This is a genomic window from Rahnella sp. RcJ3 (assembly GCF_009498575.1).
GTDB lineage: Bacteria > Pseudomonadota > Gammaproteobacteria > Enterobacterales > Enterobacteriaceae > Rahnella > Rahnella aceris.
In genome coordinates this window covers 266,932-278,970 of the sequence record NZ_QSNX01000002.1, presented here as the reverse complement: position 1 = coordinate 278,970, position 12,039 = coordinate 266,932, and the positions used below count along the sequence as shown (strand labels likewise).

Below are 12,039 nucleotides of genomic sequence, written 5' to 3'. Positions count from 1 at the left end.
GCACATCGGGTGCCCGTTATTCGATTTCGATTCGTTTAATTTTCATGCCGTCATCGGCCACCACCCGCACATCACGTCCGCCACAGTGCGGACACAGCAGCACGCCGGGGCTGAGTAAAGTGATGTCCTGCTGGCACGTGTAGCACCAGCTTTCTGCCGCCGGTGTGTGGAGATGCAATTCACAACCTTCAGCGAGCGTTTCGCGGCACGCCAGTTCGAAGCAAAATTGCACCGCTTCAGGTTCGACGCAGGAAAACGCGCCAATTTCCATCCATACCGCCGTAATTCTCCGGGCATTATTTTGCCGTCCAAACTGTTGCATTATTTCCACGGCGTTCTGGCACAACGTAATCTCGTGCATTATTTCCCTCTCCGTCAGGAGATTAATAAACAGCGCATGGGAAGGTAATTAGCAATATTGATGCCACAATTTTTCGACACGGAGACACGGAGAAGAAAACCGGATAGCGGAATAATCCCGGCGCAGTCCGTCATATATGTCGAAATACCGTGTCATCGACATGTCATTATGTTTTTCATGCGACCGGGCACACAGGTTTTAAATATCTTAACCTTTTAATAATAAAGCAGTTCTTAAACAAAACCGGAAACTGGCACGTTTTATGCCAGCAGGGATGTATGCGCCGTATTTTCGTCGTCACTTTCTGCATAAAGACGGACCGGAAAGGCACCTACGCACACCTCAATAACGGGTAATGACAATGAGCACTCTCAGCGAACTGACCAGTAAAGCGGATTATATAGCCAGCAAAAACAGCCATCTGAAATCACAATGGCGCCTGTATCAGAACAGCCTGACACAGGCCATAACCCATTCAAATAAAAAGATAAACCATGAATTCAGTTGCGGCGAAGATCAGGATATCCGCTTCACCCTGTTTAACCATTTTTCCGTCAGTATTCATCTCAGCGACGACTTCTACAGTCAGGATATCGTTTACAGTCTGAACATGGCGCACAGCGGTGAAGAACCCGACTTCAGAGCGTTTGCACACGCCACGCTGAGTGAAGAAGGCCGGGTGGATGGCACCGTGGATATTAAAGATAAGAACGCCGTGCTGGAACATTATCTCAATAAAATATCGGCTATTTATCAGTGTATTTTCGACTCACTGAAAACTAATCAGCCCATTCATTCGCAACTCGATAAATTACTCGACCACGCCTGAGTTACATTCAGAAATACATTATCACACCGGCATAACAGGAATGTTTTTCATTGCCGTTTTTTTACTGGGATCTATTCCGACATAAATGTCGAAATGTCAATTTAAGTGCCGATTTCGTCACCTTTGACGAAATACCAAGGAGACTTCATGAGCTTTAAAAATGCCATGAATCAATATGTGATAGCTGATCCGAAACTTTGTATTGGCTGCAATACCTGTATGGCCAGTTGTTCGCAGGAACACCAGCGTCACGGTTTACAATCTGCCCCCCGTTTGCAGGTGATGCGAAACCGTCTGGATTCCGCGCCGGTGATGTGTCACCAGTGTGAAGATGCCCCCTGCGCGCAGGTGTGTCCGGTTAATGCTATCACCCGTGAAAACGACGCGATTCATCTCAATGAAAGCCTCTGCGTCAGTTGCAAACTGTGCGGGCTTGCCTGCCCGTTCGGTGCTATCACCTTTTCCGGCAGCACGCCGCTGGACATGCCCGTCGACTGTAACACCTCAAAAGCGCTGCCCGCGCCGCGCCCGCCACGTGCGATCAGCCCTTTCCTGGATTGTGTGCCGGGGGTTCGCGCGGTGGCAGTGAAATGCGATTTATGCAGCTTCAGCCCTGAGGGTCCGGCATGCATCAAGACCTGTCCCACACAGGCCATCCGGCTTATCACGGCCAGTCTGTCTGAAAATGCCAGCCAGCAAAAACGCCTGAATGCGATGAATGTATTCCCGGCCGGGCTGACATCCTTTAGTGCGCCTGACACGGAGGCCAAACAATGACGGCACTATTAGCGTTGGATCCGGCGTCACTGTTGACGCTGGCGCTGCTGGTCTGGGTTTTCAGCGGCATTATCTGCGGGTTACTGGCAGGAGCCGCGAAATTAAGCAGCCTGATTTCAGGCGCTGGCAGCATGGTGGCATCCGCGGCGGTTATTATCGCTGCGATTCAGATGGTTAACAGTGGCGCACCGGTGACCCTTACACTGCCGGTTCTGCCTTACCGCGCCAGCTTCAGCCCGCTGAATGCATTGTTGTTACTGGCGATGTCGGTAACGGCCTTGTTCAGCAGCCTGTATGCCTGCGCATGGCTGGCGAATGCCCGTCCGCGCCAGCGCGCCCGTACCGGGTTGTTATGCAATCTGCTGCTGGCGGCGCTGACTGCCGCGGCGATTTCCGCCAATGCGGCTGAACTGATCCTGATGATGGAAATGGCCGCGCTGTGTGCGTATTTCATGATCGTACAAGCCGACGATGTGAAAAGCCGCCGTGCCGGTCTGAATCAGTTTTTATCCGGCCGCCTCGGCACGCTGTGTCTGATCCTGGCGTTTGCGCTGCTGCATCACGCCAGCGGCAGTCTGGATTTTGAGGTTCTTCGCCACACCACGTTTACGCCAGGCATTAGATCGCTGGCTTTCCTGCTGGCACTGGCCGGTTTCGGACTCTACGCCGGGATTATCCCGCTGCACGCCTGGGTGCCGCAGTCGCATTCCAGCGCCCCCGCCCACGCTGCTGCCCTGTTCTCTTCGGCACTGATGAAAATCGGCATTATTGGCATCGTAAAAGTCGGTCTGGACTTGCTCGGCGCACCGCCACTCTGGTGGGGCCTGATGGTATTGCTTCTGGCAATCCTGACCGCATTTATCGGCGGCCTGTACGCGCTGATGGAGCACGATATCCGCCGTCTGCTGGCCTATCACACGCTGGAAAACGTCGGGATTATTTTGCTCGGCATCGGCGGCGCCATGGTGGGCGTGGCGCTGAATCTGCCGCTGCTGGCTTCGCTCGCCCTGCTGGCCGGATTGTTTCACCTGTTCAATCACGGGTTGTTTAAAACCGCGCTGTTCCTCGGTGCCGGTGAAATCGAAATGCAGACCGGCATTAAGGACATGGAAAAACTCGGCGGGATCGCCCGTCTGATGCCGTGGACCGCCGTGTCGATGCTGATTGCCCTGATGTCGATGGCTGCCCTGCCGCCGCTGAACGGCTTTGCCAGCGAATGGCTGCTGTATCAGTCGCTGTTCCAGCTGAGTGCGGGTCACGTGTTTATCGCACGTCTGCTCGGGCCGCTGCTGGCGGTCGGTCTGGCCCTGACCGGTGCGCTGGCGCTGATGTGTATTGCCAAAGTTTTCGGCGTCACTTTCTTAGGCACACCACGCAGTCCGGCGGCGGCAGACGCCACGCCTGCCCCGCGACTGATGACACTCAGCAGCGTATTGCTGGCGCTGTTGTGCGTGGTTTTCGGTGTCGCCTCGCCGTGGTTGATTCCGCACTTCTCCGCCGTTGCCGCCTCAGTGCTGAAGGTGCCTGTTTTACAGGCCGCCGGACATGGCGCGGCGTTTTCCGCCACGTCTGCGGTATCCGCGCCGATGGTCGCCATTCTGCTGCTGGGCATGCCGCTGCTGCCGTGGATTGCCGCCACGGTATTGCGCGGTTCCCGTCTGCCAAACCGTTCACGCGGCGATGCCTGGGCCTGTGGCTACGGCCATTCCGCTGACATGGTGGTGACAGCGACGGGTTTTGCCCAACCGCTGCGCGTGATGTTTGCCCCGCTTTATCGCCTGCGTCAGCACATGACACCGGCTCCGCTGGTGGCCGCGCTGCACCGTGGCTGGCTGGGTGCCTTCTGCCGTCGTCTGGCTTTCATCGAACTGGCCGTGTTGCTGGTCGTGGCTTTTGCCTGAGGAACTGACTATGAACACTTCATTCTTACTCGCGGGTTCGTTGTGGCCGCTGGCGCTGATTCAGGCGATTGCGTTGCTGGCGCTCGCGCCGCTGTTTGCCGGATTCAGCCGTGTAATGCGCGCACGGATGCACAACCGTCAGGGACCGGGCGTCTTACAGGAATACCGTGATATCACCAAACTGCTGACCCGCCAGAGTGTCGCACCCGCCGCGGCCGGTGCGGCGTTTCGCAGCATGCCGTACCTGCTGACCGGCGGCTTACTGGTGATCGCCACCGCCCTGCCGGTGGTGACGCTGGCGTCGCCACTGGGCGCGGCAGGCGATCTGATCACGGTCATCTATCTGTTTGCCATAGTGCGTTTTGTGTTTGCCATCGCCGGGCTGGATACCGGCAGCACCTTCACCGGCATCGGCGCCAGCCGTGAAGCGGTGCTTGGTGTGCTGGTCGAGCCCATTCTGCTGCTCGGGCTGTGGATTGCGGCGCTGGTCGCCGGTTCCACCTCGCTTGGCGCCATTGCCGCCCGTGTTCTGCACTGGCCGCTGTCGTCTTCCTTAACACTCGTTCTGGCCGGTCTGGCCTGTGCATTCGCGACCTATATCGAAATGGGCAAGCTGCCGTTCGACATGGCGGAAGCCGAGCAGGAATTACAGGAAGGCCCGCTGACCGAATACTCCGGCGCGGCGCTGGGCGTGCTGAAAATCGGCATCAGCCTGAAACAACTGGTGGTGTTGCAGCTATTCCTTGGTCTGTTTTTCCCGTTCGGACTGGCGGAGCAACTCACGCCGCTGACGTTGCTGACCGCCGTGGTGCTGTGTCTGGTGAAACTGCTGATCGCGGTATTTGTGGTGGCGCTCATCGAGAACAGCGTCGCCCGTCTGCGCTTTCTTAAAACTTCCCGCACCACCTGGGCGGGTTTCGGGCTGGCGTTTCTGGCGCTGGTTTCCTGGCTGGTCGCAGGCTGACCTGACATTTTTCTTGTCCCGCTACGGCGGGAAGAGGCTTTGTAATGAGTGAGTTCAATACCGCATTAAATCAAAACCCGGTCGGTAAAGAGTATCTGGCCGCGCTGGCGAAGCAGTTTCCGTCGGCGATCTTAGGCAGTGAATGGCAGACCGACACGCAGGCGACCGTCACCATCAGGCTGAACTGGCTGCCGGAAGTGGTCGAATGGCTGTATTACCAGCAGGGTGGCTGGCTTTCCGTGTTATTCGGCAATGACGAACGTACGTTGTGCGGCAACTACGCGCTGTATTACGTGCTGTCGATGGAAAAAGGCGTGAAGTGCTGGATCACCGTGCGCGCCGAAGTGGATCCTGTGTCGCTGGAATTCCCTTCCGTGACACCGCGCGTACCGGCAGCGGTCTGGGGCGAACGTGAAGTGCGTGATATGTACGGGTTGCGCCCGGTCGGGTTGCCGGACGAACGCCGTCTGGTGCTGCCGGATGACTGGCCGGACGATTTATACCCGCTGCGCAAAGACGCGATGGATTACCGCCAGCGCCCGGCCCCCACCACGGACGAAGAAACCTATCCGTTTATTTCCGAAGCCAAAGAAGGCAGCAAAATTGTGCCGATTGGTCCGCTGCACGTCACTTCTGACGAACCGGGACACTTTCGTCTGTTCGTTGACGGTGAAGACATTATCGATGCAGATTACCGGCTGTTTTACGTGCACCGTGGCATGGAGAAACTGGCCGAAACCCGCATGGGCTACAACGAAGTCACCTTCCTCTCAGACCGCGTTTGCGGCATCTGCGGGTTCACGCACAGCGTGGCGTACACCTCTTCGGTCGAAAACGCGATGGGTATTGTGGTGCCGGAACGCGCCCAGATGATCCGTTCTATTCTGCTGGAAGTCGAACGTCTGCACAGCCATCTGCTGAACCTCGGGCTTGCCTGTCATTTTGTCGGTTTTGATTCCGGTTTCATGCAGTTTTTCCGCGTCCGTGAACAGTCGATGAAGATGGCAGAAATCCTGACCGGCGCGCGTAAAACCTACGGCATGAACCTGATCGGCGGCATCCGCCGTGACATCCTCAAAGACGACATGATCGCCACCATTGCGCTGGCGGGCAGCATGCGCCGGGATCTTAACGAGCTGGTGGATATCCTGCTCAGTACGCCGAATACCCGGCAGCGCAGCGTCGGCGTCGGTATTCTGGATCCGCAGGTGGCGCGCGATTTCAGTAACGTCGGTCCGATGGTGCGCGGCAGCGGTCACCGCCGCGATATGCGACAGGATCACCCGTATGCCGGTTACGCCAAACTGCCATTTGAACTGTGCAGCGAAACCGGTAACGACGTTTATTCACGCCTGAAAGTGCGCATCCACGAAGTGTTTAACGCCCTGAATATGATCGAGTTCGGTCTGCAAAGCCTGCCGGGTGGCCCGCTGGCGGTAGAAGGTTTCAATTATATCCCGCACCGTTTTGCCCTCGGTTTTGCTGAAGCGCCACGCGGTGACGACATTCACTGGAGCATGACCGGCGACAACCAAAAGCTGTTCCGCTGGCGTTGCCGTGCGGCGACTTACGCCAACTGGCCGACGCTGCGTTACATGTTGCGCGGCAATACGGTCTCCGATGCGCCGCTGATTATCGGCAGCCTCGATCCTTGTTATTCCTGCACCGACCGCATGACGGTTGTCGATGTGCGTAAGAAAACGTCCATCGTCGTGCCTTACAAAGAGATCGAACGCTACGGCATCGAACGCAAAAATTCGCCGCTTTGAGGAGCTGCTCCCATCATGCTGAAACTGATTAAAAAAGTGCTTAAAACCGGCACCGCAACCGTGGCTTATCCGTTTAAGCCGCTGGATCTGGCAGCGAATTTTCGCGGCAAACCGCAATACACCGCACAGCAGTGTATTGCCTGCGGCGCGTGTGCCAACGCCTGCCCGTCTAACGCGCTGACCATGACCACGGCAGAAGACGGCGAAACCCTCCGCTGGCAACTGTTCTTAGGCCGCTGCATTTTCTGCGCCCGCTGCGAGGAAGTCTGCCCGACGGCGGCCATCAGACTGTCGCAGGAATTTGAACTGGCAGTCTGGCGTAAAGAAGACCTGTTTGAGACCGCGGATTTCCCCATCTGTCACTGCCGTGCCTGCGGCAAACCTTACGCGGTACAAAAGGAAATCGACTTCGCACTCAGCCTGTTGCAGGAAAGCGCCGCCCTGAGTGACAGGCAAGTTGCTGACCGCCGGGAGCAGTATGAAACCTGCCCCGAATGCAAAAAACTGCACAGCCTTTCTTCCTCCGACCGTATTGATATTGGCCGGCACATGACCACGGAGGCTCATTCATGAGTCATAACCTGATTGCTCCGCGTGACGAAAATGGCCTGCCGGTACCCGTCACGCTGGATGAAAGCATTGCCAAACTGAAATCCACACTGCTTCACAGCATCCGCCGCTCAGCTTACGTTTACCGCGTGGACTGCGGCGGCTGTAACGGCTGTGAAATTGAGATTTTCGCGGCCATTTCCCCGCTGTTCGACGCCGAACGCTTTGGGATTAAAGTGGTCCCGTCGCCGCGTCACGCAGACATTTTGCTGTTCACCGGTGCCGTGACCCGCGCCATGCGTATTCCGGCGCTGCGCGCCTGGGATTCTGCGCCGGATCCGAAAATCTGCATTTCCTACGGCGCCTGCGGCAACAGCGGCGGCATCTTCCACGATCTGTATTGCGTGTGGGGCGGCACTGACAAAATCGTGCCGGTGGATGTGTATATTCCGGGTTGCCCGCCGACACCGGCCGCCACCATTTATGGTTTTGCGATGGCGCTGGGTTTGCTGGATCAGAAGATCAAAGGCCAGCAACACGATGAGGCGGCCACCGAACCGGCTCTGCTGCTGCACCCGGATTTACCGCAGCCGCTGCGCGTGTTGCTGGACCGCGAAGCGCGCCGGATGGCCGGTTACCGTTATGGCCGTCAGATTGCCGACACCTTTATGGATATCGTGGCCGCGCCCGGCTTACAACCCGTGGAACAGCGCGTTTCTGCATATCTTGAAGAACAAGGCGATCTGCGTCTCAACGAAATTGTCGGCAACCTGCAGCACATTTATCAGCAGGTTCTGCGTGGCGAGGTACACCTGTGATGACCTCCGTCAACGACCAGCGCTACGCGCGACATCAACCCTACGCCGGTCATCAGCCGGACAAGAACAAAGTGATTTTCTATTCGCTGAGCAGCAAGTTTGTCGATGAGAAAAGCGCCCTGAAACGCAGTTCGCAAAAAGTGCAGGAAGTGGTGTATTACAGCCTGGCGATCGGCCATCACCTCGGGGTGATCGACTGCCTGAAATCCCGTCTCGAATGCCCTCTCGACGGGTATATGCACTGGATTGACTGCCTGCCCGAAAACAGCGAAGCATATCGAAAACTGGCCGGTGTGCAGCGTTTCGGAGAGATCATTATCGACAGCAGCCACACCCACCTGCTGGCGCTGGCGCTGAGCGCTGCCCGCCCGTACATGAGTGATACGCAACAGGGCTGGAGCGATGCGCTGATCACCCTGCTTGCCCAGATTGAAAACGACCCCGCCATGTACCTGATGGTCAGGAGATACGATGCCTGATTTATCCTCCCGCTACGCATTGCTGTGCGTGGGCAACAGCATGATGGGCGACGACGGTGCCGGCCCGCGGCTGGCCGAACTGTGCGCTGAAAAACCGCTGTCCGGCTGGACTGTGGTTGACGGCGGTGCGGCACCAGAAAACGACATCGGTTATTTACGCGAACTGCGGCCTGCGCATCTGGTGATTGTCGATGCCACCGACATGGGGCTGGCGCCCGGTGAAATGCGCATTATCGATGAAGATGACATCGCTGAGATGTTCATGATGACCACCCACAATCTGCCGCTGACGTTCCTTATTCAGCAATTGCGTGAAGACATCCCGCAGATCACCTTTGTCGGCATTCAGCCGGACGTGGTGGCTTTTTACTTCCCGATGAGTGCCGCCGTTGAACAGGCCGTGAACCGCCTGTATCAGCTATTGCCTGCGCTGGAGCAGGGGCTGGGAATCGCCCCTTTCCAGCCCGAAAGCCTCTGACAGCGGCTGTCGACATAACTGTCGATGCGGTGACGAAACAGACATGACATCAGCCCGACATTTCGTCATCGTTACGTCATTTTTATATAACCAACTGAAATACATAGATAAAAACAAGCATCCGAAACTGGCACGTTTTATGTATAGAAGTAGATGAAAACTTTTAACCCCCTGAATTAAAAGCACACTGAAATCCCCTAAGGCATTGGCATGGCAGGAAGGCGGCAAGCGAAGGAGTCCCGATGAGCTGACATGAGTCAGTGATTCGGGCGAGTGAACGCAGCCAACGCACCTGCGATGTCAAGGACGACGGGGATTTGGAGAGAAAAATGAACCGGTTTATCATCGCCGACCCTAAAAAATGCATCGGCTGTCGTACCTGTGAAATTGCCTGCGTGATGGCTCACAGTGAATCGCAGGATATCTCGCTGCTCAACGCCGCGACATTCGCACCGCGTCTGCACGTTATTAAAGGTGTCAATCTCAGTACACCGGTGATGTGTCGCCAGTGTGAAGATGCGCCCTGTGCCAACGTCTGTCCGAACGGCGCCATTCTTCGCACCGGAGATCATGTACAGGTGATGCAGGAACGCTGCATCGGCTGTAAGACCTGCGTTGTCGCCTGCCCGTACGGCGCCATGGAAGTCGTCACCAAACCCGTTTTCCGCCAGAACGGCGCGGCGATGGTCACCACCTCGGATAAAGCCGAGGCGCACAAATGCGACCTGTGCCACACCCGCGCTGAAGGCCCGGCCTGTATGGAAATCTGCCCGACCAAGGCACTTTTCGCTATCGACCGTAACCACTTACAGGAAATGAACGCAGAAAAACGCCGCCGCGCTGCGCTCGACAGCACCTCCCCGTTGCTGTTTTAACCCCGGATTAAGGAAGCAAGACCATGAAAAAAGTCACCACTGTCTGCCCGTATTGCGGCGCCGGATGTAAATTGAATCTGGTTGTAGATAACGGAAAAATCATCCGTGCGGAAGCCGCGAACGGCGTCACCAATCAGGGCGAACTGTGCCTGAAAGGCTATTACGGCTGGGATTTTCTCAATGACACCAAACTGCTGACCCCGCGCCTGACCCAGCCGCTCATCCGCCGCCAGAAAGGCGGAAAATTCGAAGCCGTCAGCTGGGATGAAGCCATCCGTTACACCGCACAGCGCCTGAAAGACATTAAACAAAAACACGGCCCGCGTTCCATTATGACCACCGGTTCTTCCCGCGGGACCGGCAATGAAACCAACTATGTGATGCAGAAATTTGCCCGTGCAGTGATCGGCACCAATAACGTCGACTGCTGCGCCCGCGTGTGTCACGGCCCGTCGGTGGCCGGTTTGCAGGCCACGCTCGGTAACGGCGCGATGAGTAATTCCATCGGCGATATCGAAAACTCAAAATGTCTGCTGGTGTTCGGCTATAACTGCGCGGATTCCCATCCCATCGTCGCGCGCCGTGTGATCAAAGCGAAAGAAAAAGGCGCGCAGATCATCGTCTGCGACCCCCGCCGCATCGAAACCGCACGTATTGCCGATCAGCATCTGCAAATCAAAAACGGCTGCAACATGGCGCTGGTAAATGCCTTTGCCCACGTGTTGATCGAAGAAGATCTGTATGACCATGACTATGTCGCGAAATACACCGAAGGCTTTGAGGAATACCGCAAAAATGTGGCGGATTACTCACCGGAAGCCGTGGCAGAACAGACCGGTGTTTCTGCGCAGCAAATCCGTCAGGCGATGCGCACTTACGCCGCTGCACCTTCAGCCACCATCATGTGGGGCATGGGCGTCACCCAGTTTGGTCAGGCGGTTGACGTGGTAAAAGGTCTGGCAGGGCTGGCTTTGCTGACCGGTAATCTTGGCCGCGCCAACGTCGGCGTCGGACCGGTACGCGGTCAGAATAATGTGCAGGGTGCCTGTGATATGGGCGTGCTGCCGAATGAATTCCCGGGCTATCAGTCCGTCACTGATCCGAAAGTTCGCGCGAAATTCGCCGATGCCTGGGGCATTGACGTGAATCAGATGGACACCGAAGTCGGTCACCGTATCACGGAAATCCCGCATCTGGCCCTTGAGGGCAAAGTTAAAGCCTATTACATCATGGGTGAAGATCCGTTGCAGACCGAAGCCGATTTAGGTCTGGTGCGCAAAGGCTTTGAAGCACTGGAATTCGTGGTGGTTCAGGACATCTTCATGACCAAAACCGCCGAGCAGGCCGACGTGATTTTACCGGCCACTTCCTGGGGCGAACACGGCGGTGTCTTCTCCTGCGCAGACCGTGGCTTCCAGCGCTTCGAGAAAGCCATCGAACCAAAATATAACGTCAAGCGCGACTGGGACATTATCAGCCTGCTGGCGACCGAAATGGGTTATCCGATGCATTACAACGATAACCAGGAAATCTGGGACGAAATGCGCAGCCTGTGTCCGTTGTTTTACGGCGCCACCTACGAAAAAATGGGCGAACTGGGACACGTGCAGTGGCCTTGTACCACGCTTGAAAGCCCGGGGACGCCATATCTGTATGCCGACAATCACTTCGATACCCCGACCGGTAAAGGCCAGTTGTTTGCCGCACCGTGGCGCGCACCGGCTGAAGTGCCGGACGGCGATTATCCGCTGGTGTTGTGTACCGTGCGTGAAGTCGGTCACTACTCCTGCCGTTCAATGACCGGTAACTGTGCGGCATTGCAAACGCTGGCTGATGAACCGGGCTTCGTGCAGATGCACCCGGTGGACGCCCAGGCGCTGGGTATCCGTGATCAGCAACTGGTCTGGGTGGCATCACGCCGTGGCAAAGTCATTTCCCGCGCCAACTACAACGAACGTATCAACCCGGGTGCGGTGTACATGACGTATCAGTGGTGGATCGGTGCCTGTAATGAACTGACCCAGGACAATCTCGACCCGATTTCCAAAACGCCGGAAACCAAATACTGCGCGGTGAAAGTCGAGCAGATCGCCGATCAGCGCTGGGCAGAGAACTACGCTCATCAGACTTACAGCGACATGAAAGCGCGCCTGCGCAGCGCCGTGGAAGATGTGATCCCGGTGGTTGAGGTTTAGTTTTTAAGCTCCTCCCCCTTCGCAGGGGGAGGAGCAAAACCCCC

At 56.6% G+C, this 12,039-nt stretch carries 12 protein-coding genes; 11 read left to right on the top strand and 1 reads right to left on the bottom strand.

Annotated elements, in window-relative coordinates; all coding sequences use genetic code 11:
- Positions 1–16: 16 nt before the first annotated feature.
- Complete coding sequence (gene hypA, locus DXU84_RS03945; protein WP_013574488.1) at positions 17–361, bottom strand: hydrogenase maturation nickel metallochaperone HypA; 345 nt, start codon at positions 359–361, stop codon at positions 17–19.
- Positions 362–722: 361 nt separating this feature from the next.
- Here hypA and hycA point away from each other — a divergent pair, with 361 nt between their 5' ends.
- The 11 genes from hycA (at position 723) to fdhF (ending at position 11,995) form a co-directional block, all read left to right on the top strand.
- Positions 723–1,190, top strand: coding sequence for a formate hydrogenlyase regulator HycA (gene hycA / locus DXU84_RS03940; protein ID WP_013574487.1), 468 nt, complete (start codon positions 723–725; stop codon positions 1,188–1,190).
- Between the two features lie 147 nt (positions 1,191–1,337).
- Positions 1,338–1,967 carry a 4Fe-4S dicluster domain-containing protein gene (locus tag DXU84_RS03935; protein WP_015689513.1) on the top strand — a complete coding sequence of 210 codons (630 nt, stop codon included), beginning with the start codon at positions 1,338–1,340 and terminating at the stop codon, positions 1,965–1,967.
- Complete coding sequence (locus DXU84_RS03930) at positions 1,964–3,868, top strand: proton-conducting transporter membrane subunit (protein WP_153374878.1); 1,905 nt, start codon at positions 1,964–1,966, stop codon at positions 3,866–3,868. The genes DXU84_RS03935 and DXU84_RS03930 overlap by 4 nt, the downstream gene beginning before the upstream one ends.
- A 10-nt stretch (positions 3,869–3,878) precedes the next feature.
- Positions 3,879–4,832: a respiratory chain complex I subunit 1 family protein gene (locus DXU84_RS03925; protein WP_153374876.1), complete on the top strand. Its 954-nt coding sequence runs from the start codon at positions 3,879–3,881 to the stop codon at positions 4,830–4,832.
- A 44-nt stretch (positions 4,833–4,876) separates the two neighbouring features.
- On the top strand, positions 4,877–6,601 hold the full coding sequence (locus DXU84_RS03920; RefSeq protein ID WP_013574483.1) for an NADH-quinone oxidoreductase subunit C: 1,725 nt from the start codon (positions 4,877–4,879) through the stop codon (positions 6,599–6,601).
- Positions 6,602–6,616: 15 nt separating this feature from the next.
- Entirely contained in the window at positions 6,617–7,174 is a 558-nt protein-coding gene (locus DXU84_RS03915; RefSeq protein ID WP_013574482.1) for a formate hydrogenlyase complex iron-sulfur subunit, read from the top strand.
- On the top strand, positions 7,171–7,968 hold the full coding sequence (locus DXU84_RS03910) for an NADH-quinone oxidoreductase subunit B family protein (protein WP_013574481.1): 798 nt from the start codon (positions 7,171–7,173) through the stop codon (positions 7,966–7,968). The genes DXU84_RS03915 and DXU84_RS03910 overlap by 4 nt, the downstream gene beginning before the upstream one ends.
- A complete protein-coding gene (hycH, locus tag DXU84_RS03905; RefSeq protein WP_013574480.1) occupies positions 7,968–8,447 on the top strand; it encodes a formate hydrogenlyase maturation protein HycH in 480 nt (159 codons plus the stop codon). The genes DXU84_RS03910 and hycH overlap by 1 nt, the downstream gene beginning before the upstream one ends.
- The gene (gene hycI, locus DXU84_RS03900) at positions 8,440–8,925 is read left to right on the top strand and encodes a hydrogenase maturation peptidase HycI (RefSeq protein ID WP_153374874.1); all 486 of its coding nucleotides are present in this window, start codon (positions 8,440–8,442) and stop codon (positions 8,923–8,925) included. Before hycH ends, hycI begins: the two co-directional genes overlap by 8 nt.
- Positions 8,926–9,254: 329 nt before the next feature.
- Positions 9,255–9,800, top strand: a complete 546-nt coding sequence (gene hydN / locus DXU84_RS03895; protein WP_013574478.1) for an electron transport protein HydN — start codon at positions 9,255–9,257, stop codon at positions 9,798–9,800.
- A 23-nt stretch (positions 9,801–9,823) separates the two neighbouring features.
- Positions 9,824–11,995, top strand: coding sequence for a formate dehydrogenase subunit alpha (fdhF, locus tag DXU84_RS03890; RefSeq protein WP_015689505.1), 2,172 nt, complete (start codon positions 9,824–9,826; stop codon positions 11,993–11,995).
- Positions 11,996–12,039 lie beyond the last annotated feature (44 nt).

Bases quoted from the DNA above. Each gene is read 5' to 3' on its own strand.
- hypA (WP_013574488.1), bottom strand. From the start codon at position 361: ATGCACGAGATTACGTTGTGCCAGAACGCCGTGGAAATAATGCAACAG.
- hycA (WP_013574487.1), top strand. From the start codon at position 723: ATGAGCACTCTCAGCGAACTGACCAGTAAAGCGGATTATATAGCCAGC.
- DXU84_RS03935 (WP_015689513.1), top strand. From the start codon at position 1,338: ATGAGCTTTAAAAATGCCATGAATCAATATGTGATAGCTGATCCGAAA.
- DXU84_RS03930 (WP_153374878.1), top strand. From the start codon at position 1,964: ATGACGGCACTATTAGCGTTGGATCCGGCGTCACTGTTGACGCTGGCG.
- DXU84_RS03925 (WP_153374876.1), top strand. From the start codon at position 3,879: ATGAACACTTCATTCTTACTCGCGGGTTCGTTGTGGCCGCTGGCGCTG.
- DXU84_RS03920 (WP_013574483.1), top strand. From the start codon at position 4,877: ATGAGTGAGTTCAATACCGCATTAAATCAAAACCCGGTCGGTAAAGAG.
- DXU84_RS03915 (WP_013574482.1), top strand. From the start codon at position 6,617: ATGCTGAAACTGATTAAAAAAGTGCTTAAAACCGGCACCGCAACCGTG.
- DXU84_RS03910 (WP_013574481.1), top strand. From the start codon at position 7,171: ATGAGTCATAACCTGATTGCTCCGCGTGACGAAAATGGCCTGCCGGTA.
- hycH (WP_013574480.1), top strand. From the start codon at position 7,968: ATGACCTCCGTCAACGACCAGCGCTACGCGCGACATCAACCCTACGCC.
- hycI (WP_153374874.1), top strand. From the start codon at position 8,440: ATGCCTGATTTATCCTCCCGCTACGCATTGCTGTGCGTGGGCAACAGC.
- hydN (WP_013574478.1), top strand. From the start codon at position 9,255: ATGAACCGGTTTATCATCGCCGACCCTAAAAAATGCATCGGCTGTCGT.
- fdhF (WP_015689505.1), top strand. From the start codon at position 9,824: ATGAAAAAAGTCACCACTGTCTGCCCGTATTGCGGCGCCGGATGTAAA.